Origin of the sequence: Streptomyces sp. NPDC059875 (genome assembly GCF_042731085.1) — a bacterium.
Taxonomy (GTDB): Bacteria; Actinomycetota; Actinomycetes; order Streptomycetales; family Streptomycetaceae; genus Streptomyces.
This window is the reverse complement of record NZ_JBHWJZ010000007.1, coordinates 124,147-141,461: the sequence shown is the minus strand read 5'-3', so window position 1 is coordinate 141,461 and position 17,315 is coordinate 124,147. Positions and strand designations below refer to the sequence as shown.

15 protein-coding genes are annotated in these 17,315 nt (G+C 73.3%); 8 read left to right on the top strand and 7 right to left on the bottom strand.

Annotation, left to right across the window (positions count from 1 at the left end; translation table 11 throughout):
• The first annotated feature begins 160 nt into the window (after positions 1-160).
• The 5 genes from ACFV9D_RS11185 to ACFV9D_RS11165 all read left to right on the top strand — a co-directional run bounded on the left by ACFV9D_RS11185 (position 161) and on the right by ACFV9D_RS11165 (position 5,653).
• A complete protein-coding gene (locus ACFV9D_RS11185) occupies positions 161-1,612 on the top strand; it encodes an FGGY family carbohydrate kinase (protein ID WP_385144054.1) in 1,452 nt (483 codons plus the stop codon).
• Positions 1,609-3,057 carry an FAD-dependent oxidoreductase gene (locus ACFV9D_RS11180; protein WP_385144052.1) on the top strand — a complete coding sequence of 483 codons (1,449 nt, stop codon included), beginning with the start codon at positions 1,609-1,611 and terminating at the stop codon, positions 3,055-3,057. The genes ACFV9D_RS11185 and ACFV9D_RS11180 overlap by 4 nt, the downstream gene beginning before the upstream one ends.
• Complete coding sequence (locus ACFV9D_RS11175; protein ID WP_385144050.1) at positions 3,042-4,280, top strand: FAD-dependent oxidoreductase; 1,239 nt, start codon at positions 3,042-3,044, stop codon at positions 4,278-4,280. The genes ACFV9D_RS11180 and ACFV9D_RS11175 overlap by 16 nt, the downstream gene beginning before the upstream one ends.
• 129 nt (positions 4,281-4,409) lie before the next feature.
• Positions 4,410-5,144 (top strand): D-Ala-D-Ala carboxypeptidase family metallohydrolase, encoded by a 735-nt coding sequence (locus ACFV9D_RS11170; RefSeq protein ID WP_385144048.1) that lies wholly within the window; start codon positions 4,410-4,412, stop codon positions 5,142-5,144.
• 23 nt (positions 5,145-5,167) lie between these two features.
• Positions 5,168-5,653: an NUDIX domain-containing protein gene (locus ACFV9D_RS11165; RefSeq protein ID WP_385144046.1), complete on the top strand. Its 486-nt coding sequence runs from the start codon at positions 5,168-5,170 to the stop codon at positions 5,651-5,653.
• Here ACFV9D_RS11165 and ACFV9D_RS11160 read toward each other — a convergent pair.
• Together ACFV9D_RS11160 and ACFV9D_RS11155 are read right to left on the bottom strand one after the other, a co-directional pair.
• Entirely contained in the window at positions 5,648-6,808 is a 1,161-nt protein-coding gene (locus ACFV9D_RS11160; protein WP_385144044.1) for an AI-2E family transporter, read from the bottom strand. The genes ACFV9D_RS11165 and ACFV9D_RS11160 overlap by 6 nt on opposite strands.
• Before the next feature lie 138 nt (positions 6,809-6,946).
• Positions 6,947-8,203, bottom strand: coding sequence for a serine hydrolase domain-containing protein (locus ACFV9D_RS11155; protein ID WP_385144042.1), 1,257 nt, complete (start codon positions 8,201-8,203; stop codon positions 6,947-6,949).
• A 246-nt stretch (positions 8,204-8,449) separates the two neighbouring features.
• Here ACFV9D_RS11155 and ACFV9D_RS11150 point away from each other — a divergent pair, with 246 nt between their 5' ends.
• Positions 8,450-8,695 (top strand): hypothetical protein, encoded by a 246-nt coding sequence (locus tag ACFV9D_RS11150; RefSeq protein ID WP_385144040.1) that lies wholly within the window; start codon positions 8,450-8,452, stop codon positions 8,693-8,695.
• 3 nt (positions 8,696-8,698) lie between these two features.
• Here the strand turns inward: ACFV9D_RS11150 and ACFV9D_RS11145 are convergent, their stop codons facing one another.
• Positions 8,699-9,922, bottom strand: coding sequence for a cytochrome P450 (locus ACFV9D_RS11145; RefSeq protein ID WP_385144038.1), 1,224 nt, complete (start codon positions 9,920-9,922; stop codon positions 8,699-8,701).
• 104 nt (positions 9,923-10,026) lie between these two features.
• Positions 10,027-11,904 (bottom strand): NAD-binding protein, encoded by a 1,878-nt coding sequence (locus ACFV9D_RS11140; protein WP_385144339.1) that lies wholly within the window; start codon positions 11,902-11,904, stop codon positions 10,027-10,029.
• A 366-nt stretch (positions 11,905-12,270) separates the two neighbouring features.
• On the opposite strand from ACFV9D_RS11140, the gene ACFV9D_RS11135 reads away from it, so the two are divergent.
• Positions 12,271-13,599 (top strand): D-alanyl-D-alanine carboxypeptidase family protein, encoded by a 1,329-nt coding sequence (locus ACFV9D_RS11135; protein WP_385144036.1) that lies wholly within the window; start codon positions 12,271-12,273, stop codon positions 13,597-13,599.
• Between the two features lie 111 nt (positions 13,600-13,710).
• Positions 13,711-14,322 (top strand): DUF6058 family natural product biosynthesis protein, encoded by a 612-nt coding sequence (locus tag ACFV9D_RS11130; RefSeq protein ID WP_385144034.1) that lies wholly within the window; start codon positions 13,711-13,713, stop codon positions 14,320-14,322.
• A gap of 26 nt (positions 14,323-14,348) precedes the next feature.
• Here ACFV9D_RS11130 and ligA read toward each other — a convergent pair whose 3' ends face one another.
• The 3 genes from ligA to ACFV9D_RS11115 are packed head-to-tail and all read right to left on the bottom strand — an operon-like array spanning position 14,349 to position 17,191.
• The gene (ligA, locus tag ACFV9D_RS11125) at positions 14,349-16,445 is read right to left on the bottom strand and encodes an NAD-dependent DNA ligase LigA (protein WP_385144032.1); all 2,097 of its coding nucleotides are present in this window, start codon (positions 16,443-16,445) and stop codon (positions 14,349-14,351) included.
• A gap of 44 nt (positions 16,446-16,489) precedes the next feature.
• On the bottom strand, positions 16,490-16,813 hold the full coding sequence (locus ACFV9D_RS11120; protein WP_385144030.1) for a plasmid stabilization protein: 324 nt from the start codon (positions 16,811-16,813) through the stop codon (positions 16,490-16,492).
• A gap of 15 nt (positions 16,814-16,828) precedes the next feature.
• Positions 16,829-17,191 (bottom strand): hypothetical protein, encoded by a 363-nt coding sequence (locus ACFV9D_RS11115; protein ID WP_385144028.1) that lies wholly within the window; start codon positions 17,189-17,191, stop codon positions 16,829-16,831.
• Between the last annotated feature and the right edge of the window lie 124 nt (positions 17,192-17,315).

Here is a 17,315-nt window from a genome sequence, read left to right as displayed (position 1 = left end):
CCGTAACTATCCAGCCACAGACTGGATATGAGCATCCATCACATCTGTGTGACGAGCTGACGCGTGCGCGGTGAACCGCTTGACGGAACGGTTCGCGTGCACCAGTCTTTCCGCTTCCGCGATCAAGGACCGAAGGCGCTTCGGGGACGGGAGTACGAGGATGACGGGCCCGGTACTCGCCGTCGACCAGGGCACTTCCGGGACCAAGGCGCTCGTCGTGTGCCCCGAGCGGGGCGTCATCGGCTCCGGTTCGGCGCCCGTACGGCCGCGCTATCTGCCGGGCGGCCTGGTCGAGGTCGACCCTGCCGAGCTGTACGACTCCGTCGTCGCCGCGGGCCGGGCGGCACTTGCCGAGGCGAACACCTCGGTCGCGGCGGTCGGTCTGGCCAACCAGGGCGAGACCGTACTCGCCTGGGACCCGGCGACGGGCGCACCGCTCACCGACGCGCTCGTCTGGCAGGACCGCAGAGCCGAGGGTCTCTGTGCCGAACTGTCCGCTCATGCCGATGAGTTGAGGGAGCGGACCGGGCTGCCTCTGGACCCCTATTTCGCCGCTCCCAAGATGGCCTGGATCCGTCGGCACCTCACCGGCGCGGGCGTCGTGACGACGAGCGACGCCTGGCTGGTGCACCGCCTCACGGGCGAGTTCGTCACGGACGCCGCGACCGCGGGGCGGACCGGTCTGCTCGATCTGGACACCGTGTCCTGGTCCGCTGCCGTCCTCGACGTCTTCGGTCTCGGCGGCGAACGCCTGCCCCGCGTGGTCGACGCCGACACCCGGGTGGGCGTCACCACCGCCTTCGGGCAGGCGCTCCCGCTGACCGGACTCCTCGTGGACCAGCAGGCCGCCCTCCTCGCCCAGCGCGTCACCGAACCGGGCGCGGCCAAGTGCACCTACGGAGCGGGAGCGTTCCTGCTCGCGCAGACCGGGCCGACCCCGCGTCGCGGCGATTCGGGCCTCGTGAGCTGTGTGGCCTGGCGGCTCTCCGGGCGGACGAGCTACTGCCTGGACGGCCAGGTGTACACGGCCGCGTCCGCCGTGCGCTGGCTGACCGACCTCGGGGTGCTCTCGGGTGCCGAGGACCTCGACGCGGTGGGCGGTGCGGTGCCGGACTCCGGCGGAGTCACCTTCGTACCGGCTCTCGCCGGGCTCGCCGCCCCGTGGTGGCGCGGCGACGTCCGCGGTTCGCTGCACGGCCTCGGCCTGGACACGACCGGCGGGCACCTGGTCCGCGCGCTGTGCGAGGGGATCGCCGCCCAGGTGGTGGAGCTGGCCGGCGCGGCCGGCGCCGACCTCGGGACACCCGTGACCGCACTGCGCGTGGACGGCGGGCTGACGCGCTCCGCGCTGATGATGCAGACCCAGGCCGATCTGCTGCAACTCCCCGTCGAGGTATCGGCGTTGCCCGACGCGACGGCGCTCGGCGTCGGCGCGGTGGCCCGGCTCGGCCTCGATCCCGGGCTCACCGTCCAGGAGGCCGTCCCGGAGTGGAAGCCCTCGGCCGTGTACGAGCCCGCCATCACGCGCAGCGAAGCGGGGGAACGGCTGGACCGGTTCCGTACCGCCGTGGCGGCGCTCCTCGACGGCTCCCCCGCCTCGTCCCGCCCATGACGGCGCGACGGCGGCTCGGGGTCGTCACCCGCACGGGAGCGCTGCCGGACACCTCGGCGCCGGGGACGGAGTACGACGTCGTGGTGGTCGGCGCCGGGGTCGTCGGCTGCGCGATCGCCCGCGAACTCGCCCGCCGCCCCCTGCGGGTCGCGCTCGTCGAGGCGTCCGGCGACGTCGGCGAAGGCACGTCGAAGGCCAACACGGCGATCCTGCACACGGGTTTCGACGCCGCGCCGGGCTCGCTGGAGGCCCGGCTCGTACGGGACGGGCAGCGGCTGCTCGCCGATCACGCCCGGGACACGGGTATTCCCGTCGAGCCGCTCGGGGCGCTGCTCGTCGCCTGGGACGAGGAGCAGCTGGCCGCGCTCCCCCGCCTCGCGGCCAAGGCGGTGCGCAACGGCCACCGCACCACCCGCGTCCTGGGAGCCGACGAACTGCGCGCACGGGAACCGCACCTGGGCCCCGGCGCGCTCGGAGCGCTGGACGTCCCGGGCGAGTCGATCATCTGCCCCTGGACGACCACGCTCTCGTACGCCACCCAGGCCGTCCGCTCCGGGGTCGACCTGCACCTCAACTGCCGTGTGGAGAAGGCCGATCCCGGCGAGCCGCACCGGCTGGTCACTCCGCGCGGCGTCCTGCGCGCCCGGTACGTCGTCAACGTCTGCGGACTGTACGCGGACCGGTTCGACGCGCTGTTCGGCCGACACGACTTCACGGTGACGCCGAGGCGCGGCCAGTTGATCGTCTTCGACAAGTTCGCGCGCTCCCTGGTCCGGCACATCCTCCTTCCCGTGCCCGGCGCTCTCGGCAAGGGAGTTCTGGTCGCGCCGACGGTGTACGGGAACGTCCTGCTCGGCCCGACGGCCGAGGACCTGGACGACAGGAGGGCCACCGGGTCGACGGCCGACGGCCTGGCGGCGCTGCGCGCCCAGGGCGGCCGGATCCTGCCCGCGCTGCTCGACGAGGAGGTCACGGCCGTGTACGCCGGGCTGCGGGCGGCCACCGAGTACGACGACTACAAGTGCGTCGCTCACCCGGGGCTCCGGTACGTCACGGTGGGCGGCATCCGGTCCACCGGCCTCACCGCGTCCCTGGCGATCGCCGCGCACGTGGTGGAGCTGCTCTCGGACAGCGGGCTGGTCCTGGGGGCGGAGCACCCGATCGCCCCGGTTCGGATGCCGAACCTGGGCGAGGCGTTCCCGCGCCCGTACCGGGACGCGGAACTCATCGCCCGGGAGCCGGAGTTCGGGTCGATCGTGTGCCACTGCGAGCGGGTCACGCGGGGGGAGATCCGGGCCGCGCTCGCCTCGACGATCCCGCCGGGCTCGCTCGACGGGCTGCGGCGCAGGACGCGAGCGCGCGGCGGACGCTGCCAGGGGTTCTTCTGCGGGGCGACGGTCCGGGCGATGTTCGAGGAGGCGGAGCCGCCATGGCCGGAGCGGTGAACCGTACGGTGGACGTGCTCGTCGTCGGCGCCGGGCCCGCCGGACTCACGGCGGCCGCCCGGCTCGCCGCAGCCGGAGCGGGCCGGTACCGGATCGAGGTCCTGGAGCGGGAGGAGGAGGCCGGTGGGGTGCCGCGGCACTGTGCCCACGGCGGCTTCGGCCTGACCGGCCCGGGCCGTCCCACGGACGGGCCGGGGTACGCGCGCCGGATGGCGCGGGCCGCGGTGGTCGCCGGGGCCACGCTCCGTACCGGCGTCTCCGCGACCGGCTGGGCGGGCCCCCTCACCCTGGACGTCACGGCACCGACCGGACTCGAGCGGATCACGGCGCGGGCGGTGGTCCTGGCGACCGGCGCGCGCGAACGGCCGCGCAGCGCACGCCTGGTGCCGGGGACGCGGCCGGCCGGGGTGCTGACGACCGGCGAGCTCCAGCAGTCCGTGCACCTGTACGGGGTGCGGCGTGAGCGGCTCGGGCGGCGGGCCGTGGTCATCGGCGCCGAACCGGTGGCCCACCACGCGGTGCGGGCGCTGCGTCGGGGCGGAGTGGAGGTGGTGGCCATGGCCACCGAGCAGCCGCGCGGACCACGGCGGTTCGCCGCGGCGCCGCTCCCTCCGCTGCTGACCGGCGCCGTGGTGACGGAGCTGCTGGGCCGAGGGCGACTCACCGGCGTTCGGCTCAGCCGCCCGGACGGACGGAGTGTCACGATCCGCTGCGACACGGTCGTCTTCACCGGGGACTGGATCCCCGACCACGAACTGGCCCGGTCCGGGTCGGTGTCGCTGGATCCCGGTACGCGGGGGCCCGCGGTGGACGGCTTCTTCCGCACCGGATCGGTGGGCGTCTTCGCGGCGGGCAACGTGCTGCGCGGGGTCGAATCGGCGGGAGCGGCAGCGGCCGAGGGGCGCGGGGTGGCGGACGCGGTCCTGCGACACCTGTCGGGAGAGCCGTGGCCCGCTCCGGGCGTGCCGGTGGTGGCGGAGGCCCCCCTGGCGTGGGTGGCGCCGAACCGGATCACGGCGGGTGCGGTCGGTCGTCCGTTTCTGCTGCGGGTGCGTGAGCCGCTCGCGCGTCCGGTCGTGGAGGTCGCGCAGGACGGCCGGATCCTGCACCGCGGAAGGCTGCTCGGCTCGGCGTGGCCGCACCGCTCGGTACGGCTCGCCGCCGCGTGGGCGCGCGAGGTGGATCCGGCGGACGGTGCGGTGATCGTACGGATCGGCTCGTAGGCGCCACTGGCCTGGGCCATTGGCAGGTGTCCGGCACCGTTGACCGCCGCCCCGCCCCACCCCATGCTCTTGGTCGTGCTCATGACGGGACCCGACGGTGGTCCCGTTCCCTTCCGACACGGAGGTGTCATGGCCCGGCGCTTGGTCAGATCCCTGCTCTCGATGGTCCTGGTGGTGGTCGCCGCCCTGGCGGGCACGGTCGCCACCTCCGGAACGGCGCACGCCGACGAGTGCTACACCTGGGGCCGCACCCTGTCCTCGGGCATGTCCGGCGCGGACGTGACCCAGCTGCAGATCCGGGTCGCGGGATATCCCGGCTACGGCGCCGTGCTGGGCGTCGACGGCGACTACGGCCCCGCCACGAAGGCCGCGGTGACCCGCTTCCAGCAGGCGTACGGACTGGCCGCCGACGGCGTCGCGGGTCCCGCGACCTTCTCGAAGCTGTACGCCCTTCAGGACGCCGACTGCACGCCGATCCACTTCACCTACGCCGAGCTGAACAAGTGCAACAGCGACTTCTCCGGCGGCGCCGTCAGCGCGGCCACCGCCAGGTCGAACGCCCTGCGAGCGATGTGGAAGCTGGAGGCGATGCGCCACGCGCTCGGCGACGTCCCGATCTCGGTGAGCAGCGGTTTCCGCTCGTACGCCTGCAACTCGGCGGTCGGCGGGGCGTCGGACAGCCGGCACCTGTACGGCGACGGGATCGACCTGACGGGGTCGCCCTCGCTCTGCACCCTGGCCAAGCAGGCGCGCAACCACGGCTTCAACGGGATTCTCGGCCCCGGCTACCCGGGCCACGGCGACCACGCGCATGTGGACACCCGTGCCTCCCGCTTCTGGTCGGCGAGCAGCTGCGGCATCTGACCCGTTCCGCCACACTGGACGCCATGTCGGACAAGCGCAGCGCCGGGCTTCTTCTCTTCCGCAGGACGGGCGACGGTGGCTTCGAGGTGCTCATCGGCCATATGGGCGGGCCGTTCTGGTCCTCCAAGGACGTCTCGGCCTGGTCGATCCCCAAGGGCGAGTACGGCCCCGAGGAGCCGCCGGAGGCCGCCGCCCGCCGTGAGTTCGAGGAGGAGCTCGGCCTGCCGGCGCCGGACGGCGAGCGGATCGCGCTCGGCGAGGCGCGGCAGGCGAACGGAAAGACCGTCACGGTCTGGGCGGTCGAGGCCGATCTCGACCCGACCCGGATCGTGCCGGGGACGTTCACCATGGAGTGGCCGCGCGGTTCGGGCGTCCAGCGGGAGTTCCCGGAGATCGACCGGGTCGGCTGGTTCGCCCCCGCGGCGGCCGCTCCACTCCTCGTGTCGGGCCAGCGGGTCTTCCTCGACCGGCTCGCCGAGAGGCTCGACGGGCGGGACGACGTCCTATGACGGGACAGGCGTACCGGTGTGCGGTCCATCGGTGCGCGGCTCGTCGATCGCCGGTTCGCCGGTTCCCGCTTCGTCGGTCTCCGGTTCCGCCAGGGGTTCGCTGAGCTGTTCGCGTACGTAGTTCCAGACCACGGCGATCAGCGCGGCGGTCGGCACGGCGAGCAGGCTGCCCACGATGCCGGCCAGGCTGCCGCCCAAGGTCACTGCCAGCAGGACCACGGCGGCATGGAGGCCGAGCCCGCGGCTCTGGATCATGGGCTGGAACACGTTGCCCTCCAGCTGCTGCACGACGACGATGATCCCCAGCACGATCAGCGCGTCGGTCGGGCCGTTCGACACCAGCGCGATGAGCACGGCGACGAGGCCGGCGAACAGCGCACCCACGATCGGCACGAACGCGGACACGAAGGTGAGCACGGCCAGCGGGAGGACCAGGGGCACGTCCAGGATCCACAGTCCGAGGCCGATGAAGACGGCGTCGAGCAGGCCGACGAAGGCCTGGGAGCGCACGAACGTGCCCAGGGTCTCCCAGCCGCGCTCGGCGACGACCGGGATGTCGGTGGCGAGCCGGCCGGGGAGCTGCCGGGCGAGCCACGGCAGGAACCGCGGCCCGTCCTTGAGGAAGAAGAACATCAGGAAGAGCGCCAGGACGGCGGTGACGATGCCGTTGAACACGGTGCCGACCCCGGAGGCGACGGCGGTGACCATGCTGCCGACGCTGTCCTGGAGGCGGGTCATCGCGGTGTCGAAGGCGCCGGAGATCTGGTCGTCGCCGATGTTCAGGGGCGGCCCGGCGGCCCACTCGCGCAGCTTCTGGATGCCTTCGACCACACCGTCGGCCAGCTCGCCGGACTGGGACGTCACCGGCACCGCGATCAGCGCGACGGTGCCGGTGACGAGCAGGAGGAACAGGACGGTCACGGCAGCCGCGGCCAGTGCGGGGCGCCACCCGTGCCGCCGCAGGAAACGGGTCAGGGGCCAGGTGAGGGTGGTGAGGAACAGGCCCACTATGAGCGGCCAGACGACCGGCCACATGCGGCCCACGATCCACAGGCTCACGGCGGCCATCACGAGGACCAGCAGCGACTCGGCGGAGACGCGTGCTGCGGTGCGCAGCGCGGCGGCGGTTTTCGTGGAACTCAACGTGGCAGGCATGGGGTCACCCTATGGGGGCCGCGCGGCCTCCGACCGGCCCGGGGCGACCGCGACGGCGCGCGGTGGTCCCTGCCGGACGGCAGGGACCACCGCGGGCCCTTCATCTCACGGGCCGCGCCTCAACGGCCCCGGCCGGCCTCAGCGGTGCTCGGGCAGGTCCTCCTCCGCCGGGAGCGTCGAGAAGGCGCGCGCCGAGGGCGACGAGGCGGCAGTGGGCGGCTTCTTGCCGCAGAACGCGGCCTCCAGCGTCCCGCCGAGCGCCGTGTTGGCCGCGCCCCGGTTGGAGGTGTTGGCCAGCGCGGCGAGGCTGCGGCGGCCGTCCCGGGTGGCGAAGGCGTAGGTGTAGAAGCCCTGGACGGTGCCGGTGTGTCCGTACACCTGGGTGCCGCAGGACAGGTCGTAGCGGCGCAGACCGAGCCCGTAGAAGCGGGTGTTGGTCGTGTCCGTCGGGGTGACCGTGGTCATGGCGTCGAGCATCCGGGGCGACAGCAGTCTGCCCCGCATCAACGCGGTCGTGAAGGTGTTCAGGTCGGCGGTGCTGGAGATGACCGCGCCGGCCGACTGGGCCCAGGACACGGTCTGTTCCGTGGAGTCGACGAGCGGGGCGCCGGCCTCGTCGGGGTGCAGGTAGCCGCGTGCGTGCAGACCCTGGATCCGGGTGTCGGGGTGGACGTAGGAGGTGTTGCGCAGCCCCAGCGGCTTGATGATGCGGCGCTCGTACTCCTTGGCCACCGGCCTGCCGGTGGCCTTTTCGATGAGCATGCCGACCACGACGAAGTTCGTGTTCGAGTACTTGTACGCGACGCCGGGCTCCGTGGTGCGCGGTTCGCTCAGCGAGAGGTCCACCAGCTCCTGGTGGCTGAAGACTCTGTTCCGAACGGCCTCGAAGCCGGGCACGGTGTGCTGGAACATCGCGTCGGTGTAGTCCGCCAACCCGCTGCGGTGGGTGAGCAGATGACGCACCGTGATCCGGTCGTCGGGGAGCAGTCCGGGCAGGTAGCCGTTGACCGGCGCGTCGAGCTCCAGTCTGCCCTCGTCCACCAGCTGCAGCAGCACCACGGAGGAGAAGGTCTTGCTGACGCTGCCGATCCGGAAGCGTGCCCGCGTGTCCATGGCCGCGCCCGTGACCCGGTCGCGGACGCCGGCGGACCGTGTCTGCACGCCACCGGGGCCGGTGAAGCGGGCCATCGCGCCCGGTGCCCCGTTGGCCATGGCGGCGTCCAGGGCGGCGCGTACGCCCTCCATGTCGGGGGCGGGAGTGGTGGGGACCGTGGAGGTGGCGGGGTTGAGGGAGGTGACGGGTGCGGCGGACGCGGTGGCGGGGGCGATGCCGGCGGCGAGCGCGGCGATGAGGGTGGCGCTCACGGTCAGGCGTCGGTGTGACGAAAGGGACACGTTTCTTCCTCGACTCGATCGGTACGGCGCACGAACTGTGGTCAGCCGTGAGGACCGTGGGAGGTACGGCGGTGCGCCGTCTCCCGGTCCCATGGGTCATGAGTGCCAACGTCACGGAACGGTTCCTGACACGGGCGTGCGGGTTCCCCTGGCGGTTCGGACATCCCGAGCGGCGCCGCCTGCCGCCTCATTGTCAGACCCGTAGGAGAGGGTGGAAGGGTCCAACCTGTCGAGAGGGAGCCCGACATGACCACCATCACCGCCCGTGAGCGCGCCGCTGCCCAGGCGTACCTTCGCCTCCTGGAATCCACCCAGGCGGTGCTGACGGATCCGCACCTCGTGCCGTACGCCGCGGCGATGCTCACCCACCCCATGGCCGAAGCCGACGAGGCGTTGCGCGCCGCCGGCTTCTCGGGCAACGAGGCGCAGTTGCTGCGCCTCGTCTCGGCGCTGCGCGGCTCACCCGCGGGCGACCTCGGCCGGACGGGATGAGCGCTACCGCAGGCGTACGGGGAGGGTGCGGACGCTGTTGCCGACGAAGCTCGCGTGGCGGGTCAGCTCCCCCTCCGGGACGGCGAGGTCCAGGTCGGGGAAGCGGGTGAAGAGCACTTCCAGGGCGATCGTCGCCTCCATGCGGGCGAGCGGGGCGCCCAGACAGTAGTGGGGGCCGTGGCCCAGAGAGAGGTGCTTGGCGGCGGGGACCCGGGTGATGTCGAAGCGGTCGGCGTCCGGGCCGTGGGCCTTGGTGTCACGGCCGGCCGCCGAGTAGCCCGCCAGGACCGGGGTGCCCTTCGGGATCAGCGTGCCGTCGACGGTCAGGTCGCGCGTGGGATAGCGGAACGGGAAGTAGCTCACGGGGCTGTCCCAGCGCAGGGTCTCCTCGACGACGTCGGACCAGTCGGCGCGTCCTTCGGCGAGGTGCGCGAGCTGGTCGCGGTGGGTGCACAGGGCGCGGACGGCGTTCGTGACGAGGTTCAGGGTGGTTTCGTGACCGGCGATGATCATCAGCACCAGGGTGCCGATGAGTTCGGGCTGGCTGAGCCGGTCTCCGCCTTCGTCGCGTGCGGCGATCAGGGCGCTGGTGAGGTCGTCGCCCGGCCGGCCGGCACGATCCGCGGCGATGGCGGTGAGGACCTCGAGGAGTTCCCTGTTGGCGGCCACGGCCTGCGCGGGGGCGATGTCGGTGGCGACGACCTGGCCGGAGAGGTGGTGCAGCCGGTCCTGGTGCTCCTCGTCCACGCCAAGGAGTTCGCAGATGACCCCGAGGGGCAGCGGAAGGGCGAAGTGACGGCGCAGGTCGGCGACGCCTTCGCCGGCGTCGGCGGCCTCGGCGAGCCGGTCGAGGAGTCCGGCGGTCACGGTCTCGACCCTGGGCCGCAGCTCCTCGACCCGCCGCGCGGTGAACGCCTTGCTGACCAGCGAGCGCAGCCGACGGTGGTCGGTCTCGTCGGCCGTGGTCATGCCCTGGACGGTGGCGAAGGTGCGGAGCGGCCAGCCCTCAGGTATGCGGCCCTCGGCGAGGGCAGTGAAGTGCCGTGCGTTCTTGGCGACGTCGGGGTGCGAGAGGAAGTCGCGCAGGGCGTCGTGGCCGAGTACCGCCATGCCCGCGACCTCGCCGGGGAGCACGACGGGGGTCACGGCGCCCTGGGCGAGCAGCCGGGCGTTGGCCGCGTGCGGGCAGCCGCCGGCGGGGTCGAGGCGGTACGGCGAATCGTTCAACGGGGCACTCCTGACGGCGAAGGCGGTCCGATTCGGCTCACGAGCGCTCAGATCCTACGGTCAACCCGGTCCCGGTTGTGCGGAGTTGGTCACCCGCCCGTTCCTCAGCCGGCCGGGTCCGAGGCGGCCTGGCGGGGGCGGTGGCCGAGGAGTTCGGCGAGGCCGCGGCGGGTCGCGGCGATCACGACCCGGTCCCAGGGCTCCAGGACGCGGTCCGCCTCCAGTTGCCAGACGAGCCCCGCGCCATGGCGGCCGAGGGGCGCCGAACCGGTCGCCAGGGCGATCACCCGCCAGGCCCCCGGACGGAACGCCTGCGCCACCGTCCGGCCCTCCAGCAGCGGGTTGCCCGCGGCCTCCACGGCCGCGAACAGCAGCACGCGGCGCTCCACCGGGATGGCGCCCAGGATCTGGCGGCCCATCATGGCGCCGGCGAAGGCGGGCGCGGCCAGGTGGGAGACGCTGCGGCTGCGGGTGAGGGCGTCGGGGTGGGCGGCGCGCAGGGTGCGGTAGACGGCGGTGGCGAAGTCGTCGTCGTACAGCCGCAGAGCGACCCGGAGGTCGGCCTTGACGGCGCGGGCGGAGAGCGCGGCCTCCAGGTTGGTGATGTCGACGCTGGTCAGGGCGAGCAGGGCGTGGGCCCGGTGGATACGGGCGGCCTCCAGGACCCCTTCCTCGGTGACGTCCCCGATGACGGTGGGTACGCGCAGTCGGCGCGCCAGCGCGATACCGCGCGCCTCCGGATCGGACTCGACGCACACCACGGGGATGTTCAGCCAACGCAGTCGCGCCAGGACGCGCGTGCCGACCTTGCCGAGGCCGAGGAGCACCACATGGCCGGACAGACCGCGCGGCGGGCGCCGCAGCGAGGTGGCCGTCCGGAAGGTGCCGAGCGCCTCCAGGATGCCCGCGATCAGGACGGGCATCAGCAGCAGGCCCACGAAGCCCGCGAGGATCTGCAGCACCTGACGGCTCGTCGTCTCCCCGACGGCCGGTTCCCCGATGGCGAAGAGGTCGAGGAGCGTCAGATAGGCGGCGTGCAGGGGGTGGTCCCCGGTGCTGAGCCAGGAGGCGAGGGCGATCGCGCCGACGGCGGCCGCCACCCCCGCGAGCGACCAGCGCAACCGGCGGGAGAAGAGCGAGCCGACGGGCAGAGCGGAGGCGCCGAACCGGTTCGAGGGCAGGGTCGGTCCGGCGTACGAGATCGCTTCGAGCGCGACCGTGCCCCGGCCTGGAGCGGCGGGGACCGCCCCGTCGTCGGGCAGGAGCAGCGGCCCCTGGTCGCCGCTGCGCTCCGAGCCCTCGCAGCCGGCCGGGTCGTTGGTGGTCGCCGACAGCAGGGCGAGCGTGCACAGTCCCGGGTCGACGACCTCGCCCCGGGCGGGCGGAGTCCGCTCGACGGCGTGCAGCAGCAGACCGCCGGCCTGCACGACCTTGCTCGTGCCGGCGACGGCGGTGGCCGCGAGGGCGGGGGCCGCCGTGTCCGCGTCGGAGAGCACGGTCGTCGACGCGTCGAGCAGTTTGGGGTCGAGACAGGGCTCGGCGACGGCGGCGGCCTGGTCCAGGAGCGTCTCCAGGTGCTGGCCGAGCTTGCGGTTGTAGAGCCGGATGACCAGGCGCAGCCGTGGGTTCAGGCGGCGCGCGGCGAGCGCGGCGCGGATGTTCGCCTCGTCGTCGTCGTGGACGAGGGCGAGGGCGGCGGCCCGCTCCACCCCCGCGTCGAGCAGCACCGCGTCGTCGACCTCGGCCGTCTCCACGACGCGGACGGAACGGCCGGCGGGCACGCCCCGCTGTTCTCCGACGGCGGTACGCGTCACGGCGGCGGTCACCCGCCCGAAGAGCGCGGAGGCGCGACCCGGACGTCCCGCGGGCCGCTGCGGGGCGTCGCCACGCGCCGGCACGAGCAGGGTGACCCGCTCCCCGTACACCTCAAGGAGTTCGCCCGCGAGCCGGTGGCCGAGGACGTCGTCCCCGCTGACGATCATGTGGCCGACCGGCGCGGGCTGGGGCGGCCGCTCGCCCCGGAGCACGGGTGCGCCGAACGGCGCGCCCTGCGGGTCGGCGGCGGGCGGACGCTCCACGGGCTGCTCGGGAGGAACGGGCGTGCTCTGGTACGGAAGTGAGGACACGTCACCAGGATGCCCTGCCCCACCGACAAGCCGGCCACCGGTCGCCCACATGATCGTCTACGGGCGGCTGGTCGCCACCCGCCACGGGTCCTGGGACCGAGCCGTGTCTCTCCGGACACCGCCGGACGCCTCGCGCCGCGACACCGCCCGTCCGCCACGTTCCGTACGCCGGTCGGCGCACTACGTTCTGCGGGCTCCGCCCGCACTTCCTACGGTGGCTGAATGATCGTCACGTCAGCTGTCCGTCAGGTTGCCGCCGGTACCGCGGCGCTGCTGCTCGTGCTGCCCGTCCCGGCGGCCACCGCTTCCTCCGTCACCGAACCCACGCCTCCCGCAGCCCGCTTCATCGACCCCGCCCGGCTCTACCGCTCGGGAACCCAGGCCCACCCCCTTCCCGGCGGACCGGACGCGCCCTCGGACGTCTCCGCGCTGTCGTGGCTCGTGGCGGACGCCTCGACCGGCGAGGTCCTGGCGGCGCGCAACGCGCACCGCCGGCTGCCACCCGCCAGCACGCTCAAGACGCTGTTCGCGGTGACCGCGCTCCCCCGTGTCGACCAGGAGCAGCGGCACACCGTCACGGAGTCGGAGCTGGAGGGCATCGGCCACGGGAGCAGCCTGGTCGGGGTGCAGGCGGGTTACACGTACAAGGTGTCGGACCTGTGGAACGGGGTCTTCCTCAGCTCGGGCAACGACGCCGTGCGGGTGCTCGCGGCGATGAACGGCGGCTGGAAGTCCATGGCCCGTCAGATGCAGGAGAAGGCCCGCGCGCTGGGGGCGCGCGACACGCGGGTGGTGTCGCCCGACGGGTACGACGCGCCGGGGCAGGTGTCGTCGGCCTACGATCTGGCGGTCTTCGGCCGGGCCGGGCTGCAGGACCCGGCGTTCGTCCGGTACTCCTCCACGGCTTACGCCGACTTCCCGTCCGGGAGCTGGTCGTACGGCATCGCCAACACGAACAGGCTGCTGACCGGCGCGGACGGGGTGGACCGCTATCCCGGGCTCCTCGGGGTCAAGAACGGCTACACGAGCGGCGCCGGGAACACGCTGATCGCGGCGGCGCGGCGGGGCTCGCGGACGCTGGTGGTGTCGGTGATGAACCCGCAGTCGGGCGGCGGGTTCGCGGTGTACGAGGAGGCCCGCACGCTTCTCGACTGGGGCTTCGACGCGGCCGGCCGGGTCCAGCCGGTGGGGTCCCTGGCGCCCGTACGGGACGGGGCGAAGAAGAAGACGGTGAAAAAGACGACGAAGGAGACGACGAAGGAGACGACGAAGGAGGCGGTGAAGGAGGCGGTGAAGCAGGCGGCGAACGCCAGGTCGCCGCGCGAGGCGGTGCCGCAGGCCGGTCCGGAGTCCGGTCCGGAGGCGGGGCGGGCAGCGGTGTCGGCGGACACGGCCGCTCTCGCCGCGCCGGGGAAGGACGTCTCCCGCGACATCCCCTCCCGTCCCTGGGCGGGGATGCCCCTGGCGCTGGTGGGGGCGTCGCTGGGCGCCGCGCTCTCCCTGTGGTGGTGGCGCCGCCGCTCGCCCGGGCGGGGCGACGAGGGCGTCTGACGGCCGCCGCCGGTGCTCACCACGGTTCGGTGAGCACCGCAGGATCCGGCACCTAACCTTCGGGAACGCCGTCAGGGAGGGACCCTGTGGCGTTCCCGAAGGGGGTACATGATGTCCGGACCGGACCTGCGGCGGCTGCTGGCCGACCGCTTCCGCGCGGTGAACGGCGACCATCCGATGACGTCGGCGGACGACGCCTACGTCACGTCGCAGTTCACCGCCCTGGGCGACGTGTGCGCGGCTCAGGGCCGCGATGTCGACGAGACCAGGCGGCAGATGCTGGACGGGCTGCTGCCGCTGCCAGGCTATCTGCGCTCCGACGGTACGGAGATGGTGCCGACCTCGCTGTTCCTTCTCGCCGAGGAGGCCGGCGGACCGGACCGGCTGCGCTCCTGGTTCACCGCCCACTGGGACGACCCGGCCGTGGGCGCGGCGGAGTGGGAGGCGTACCTGAGCGGACAGTACGTCTGTCTCCACACGGTCACTCCGGAGACGATCCAGCGCAAGGAGCAGCTGACGGCCGCGATCGGCGCCGCCGAACAGGCCCCTGACGTGGGGGCACCGAGGTGGGCAGAGGCGCTGCACGCGCTCGTCGACGAGCTCGACCGGCTGGAGCCCGCCTTCACGGCGTACGACCGGTTGCGCTTCGGCGGCCCGACGTCACGGGACACCTGTATCGACGCGGTACGGGCCCGGTTCGCCCGGGGCGCCGAGGCGCTCTGACCGGCTTCCGGTCTCCCGGGGCCGGGTCAGGCCGGCAGAAAGTCGCCGAGCAGGGTGGCGAACTCCTCCGGGTCCACCAGCCGGACGCCCAGTTCCTCGGCCTTCGTCCGCTTGGAGCCGGCCTTCTCGCCCGCGACGACCAGGCCGGTGCGCTTGGAGACGCTGGAGGACGACTTGCCGCCGGCGCGCTCGATCAGCTCGTTCATCTGGTTGCGGCTCAGAGCCTCCAGAGGGCCGGTCATGGCACCGGTGACGACCACCGACAGCCCCGCGAGCGGGCCGGCCGTCGCGTCGGAGGCGGCGTCGGGCCCGGAATCGGGCTCGGTCCCCGGCGGGGGCGGCGGGGTGGCTCCGGGCTCGGTCATGTTCACCCCGGCGGCGACGAGCTTGTCCACGACCGAGGCGAGCTCGGCCAACTCCGCGACGACGACCGGCGCCTTCTCCGCGCCGATCCCCTCGACCTGCTGCATCGCCTCCGCGTCGGCCGCCCGGACGGCGTCCATGGTGGCGAAGTGGCGGGCTATGCGACGGGACATGGAACGCCCCGTCCCCCGGATGCCGAGGGCACACAGCACGCGGCCGAGCGGCCGGGTGCGCGCGGTGTCGATCGCGGCGAGGAGGTTGTCGGTGCTGGTCTCCCCCATCCGGTCCAGGCCGAGCAGTTGCTCGCGGGTGAGGGTGAACAGGTCGGCCACGTCCGCGACCAGGGCGGCGTCGACGAGCTGGACGATCCTGCTCGCGCCGAGCCCCTCGATGTCGAGCTGGTCGCGGCCCACGGCGTACGACAGGGAGGCCACGAGGTGGCAGTCGCGTCCGCGGGCGCACCGCCAGCGCTGCTCACTGCGGTCGATCTCCGAGCCGCACTGCGGGCAGGTCTCGGGGAAGCCGATCGGCTCCTCCTCACCGGTCCGCAGATGGGCGACGGGCGCCTCGACCCGCGGAATGATGTCGCCCGCCTTGTAGACCATCACGTGGTCGCCCAGGCGCAGATCGCGGCGGGTGATGTCGGAGGGGTTGTGCAGCGTGGCGTACGTGACGGTGCTGCCGTCGATCTCCACCGGCTCCAGGACGGCGCGGGGCGCGATGACACCCGTACGACCCACGTTCCATTCGACCGCGACCAGGCGGGTGACCTTCTCCACGGCGGGGAGCTTGTACGCGATGGCCCAGCGCGGCGCGCGGGAGCCCGCGCCGGCCTCGCGCCGGTCCGCGGCGAGATCGGCCTTGATCACGATCCCGTCGATCCCGAACGGCAGTTCGGCGCGCAGCGCGGCTATCTCCGCGACGCGGGCAAGCACCTCCTCCGTGCCGGTGACCGTGCGGCCGGGCACGGCCGTGGCGCCCGAGGTGTGCAGGCCGAGGGCGACCGCCCGCGCGATCAGCTCGCTGTGCGCGAGGTCGTCCAGGCCGTCCTCGTCCGGGGCCTGGGCGTCGTCCGTGGTCAGCGGGAGCATGTCGTAGGCGAAGAAGGTCATCTCCACCGTGTACGGGCGGTCCTTGGCGCGCAGCGTCCCGGCCGCCGCGTTGCGCGGGTTGGCGAAGGGTTCGCCGCCGTGGGCGACCCGTATCGGATTGGCCGTCTCGAACTGCTGGGTGGTCATCAGCACTTCGCCGCGGATCTCGACGGTGACGGGCTCGGCGAGTCGCTCCGGCAACCCGACGATCGTGCCCCTCGCGTGCGACACGTCCTCACCGGCCGTTCCGTCGCCCCGTGTGACGAGGCGGGTCAGCCGCCCGTGCTCGTAACGGGCGGCGATGGCCAGTCCGTCGAGCTTCGGCTCGACGCTCCACCGCTCGACGCCGCGGCCGATCCGGCGCTCCAGGGACGCGGCCCAACTCGTGAACTGCTCGGCCGAGAAGACGTTGTCGAGCGAGAGCATCGGCCGGGTGTGGGGGACGTCGCCGTCCGCCGCGCCCCCGGCGACCTTGCCGGTCGGGGAGTCCGCTCGCACCTGGTCCGGGTGGGCGGCCTCCCATGCGGCTATCGCCCGGCCGAGGCGGTCGTAGGCGTCGTCGTCGAGCGGGGACGTGCCGCCCGCGTAGTAGGCCGCGGCGGCCTGCTTGGCGTCCACGACCGCCTGCGCGTACGCGGCGGCATCGGCAAGTACCGAAGTCGTTGTCATGGTGTCCATCGTGCCGGGCACCACTGACAATCGACCTCGGTCGCTCAGCGGCCGAGCGCCCGCTTCAGTTCCGCCTTGTCCATGGACGAGCGGCCGTGGACGTTGCGCCGCTGCGCCTCCGCGTAGAGCTGGTCGTACGTCGGGCCCTGGGCGCCGCTGTGCGAGCGCTTTCCGCCGCGTCGGGAGGAGGACATGTCCTCGAGGGAGCTCCTGCTCGCGGTCTTCGACTCACCGGCGCGGGCGCGTTCCTTGTTGACGGTGCGCGCCGCGATCTCCTTGGCGCGCTTCTCGCTCTCACCGCGGTCCTTCGCGCTCTCCTTGATGTGCTCGTACTGTCGTTCGCGCTTGGGGCTCGATCCACGGGGCATGGCGCGCTCCTCTCCTCACGGCTTGCCGGTCGGCCAGGACCTCGGCCTGAGGTGCCGGGACCAGCGGATGACCAGGCGCAGCAGACACCACAGGGTCAGCACCCACACCGCTGCGAAGGCCCAGATCAGGGCGGGGTTCCCGGTGGCGACCGCGAGGGCGAGCAGGCCGAGGGTGACCACCCCCAGCAGGGCGACACCCACCACGGCGGACCGGCCCCCTCCCGCACGCTCTCCCCTGCGCCCTTGTCGGCGGCGTCCCCCGCGCCGCCCGCGTCGCATCGTGCGGAGTCCGCGCTCCAGCGCTTCGTCCTCGCTCAGCGCGTCCTCGATCTCGGCCAGGATGCGCCGCTCACGCTGCGAGAGGCGGGCCTCGTCCATCGCCGACACCTCCCACGTGGCCGTCGGAGCCGTTCCGCCCGGGCGGGTACCCCGGCGGAGCGCGTTCAGACACCCGAGCGAGCAGACACCCGGGCGGGCCGGACCGGTAGAATCCGGAGCGGAC

Coding starts and splice junctions, on each gene's coding strand:
- ACFV9D_RS11130 (WP_385144034.1), top strand. CDS start 13,711: ATGTCCGGACCGGACCTGCGGCGGCTGCTGGCCGACCGCTTCCGCGCG.
- ACFV9D_RS11175 (WP_385144050.1), top strand. CDS start 3,042: ATGGCCGGAGCGGTGAACCGTACGGTGGACGTGCTCGTCGTCGGCGCC.
- ACFV9D_RS11140 (WP_385144339.1), bottom strand. CDS start 11,904: ATGATCGTCAGCGGGGACGACGTCCTCGGCCACCGGCTCGCGGGCGAA.
- ACFV9D_RS11115 (WP_385144028.1), bottom strand. CDS start 17,191: ATGGACGAGGCCCGCCTCTCGCAGCGTGAGCGGCGCATCCTGGCCGAG.
- ACFV9D_RS11160 (WP_385144044.1), bottom strand. CDS start 6,808: ATGCCTGCCACGTTGAGTTCCACGAAAACCGCCGCCGCGCTGCGCACC.
- ACFV9D_RS11120 (WP_385144030.1), bottom strand. CDS start 16,813: ATGCCCCGTGGATCGAGCCCCAAGCGCGAACGACAGTACGAGCACATC.
- ACFV9D_RS11170 (WP_385144048.1), top strand. CDS start 4,410: ATGGCCCGGCGCTTGGTCAGATCCCTGCTCTCGATGGTCCTGGTGGTG.
- ACFV9D_RS11165 (WP_385144046.1), top strand. CDS start 5,168: ATGTCGGACAAGCGCAGCGCCGGGCTTCTTCTCTTCCGCAGGACGGGC.
- ACFV9D_RS11150 (WP_385144040.1), top strand. CDS start 8,450: ATGACCACCATCACCGCCCGTGAGCGCGCCGCTGCCCAGGCGTACCTT.
- ligA (WP_385144032.1), bottom strand. CDS start 16,445: ATGACAACGACTTCGGTACTTGCCGATGCCGCCGCGTACGCGCAGGCG.
- ACFV9D_RS11180 (WP_385144052.1), top strand. CDS start 1,609: ATGACGGCGCGACGGCGGCTCGGGGTCGTCACCCGCACGGGAGCGCTG.
- ACFV9D_RS11185 (WP_385144054.1), top strand. CDS start 161: ATGACGGGCCCGGTACTCGCCGTCGACCAGGGCACTTCCGGGACCAAG.
- ACFV9D_RS11135 (WP_385144036.1), top strand. CDS start 12,271: ATGATCGTCACGTCAGCTGTCCGTCAGGTTGCCGCCGGTACCGCGGCG.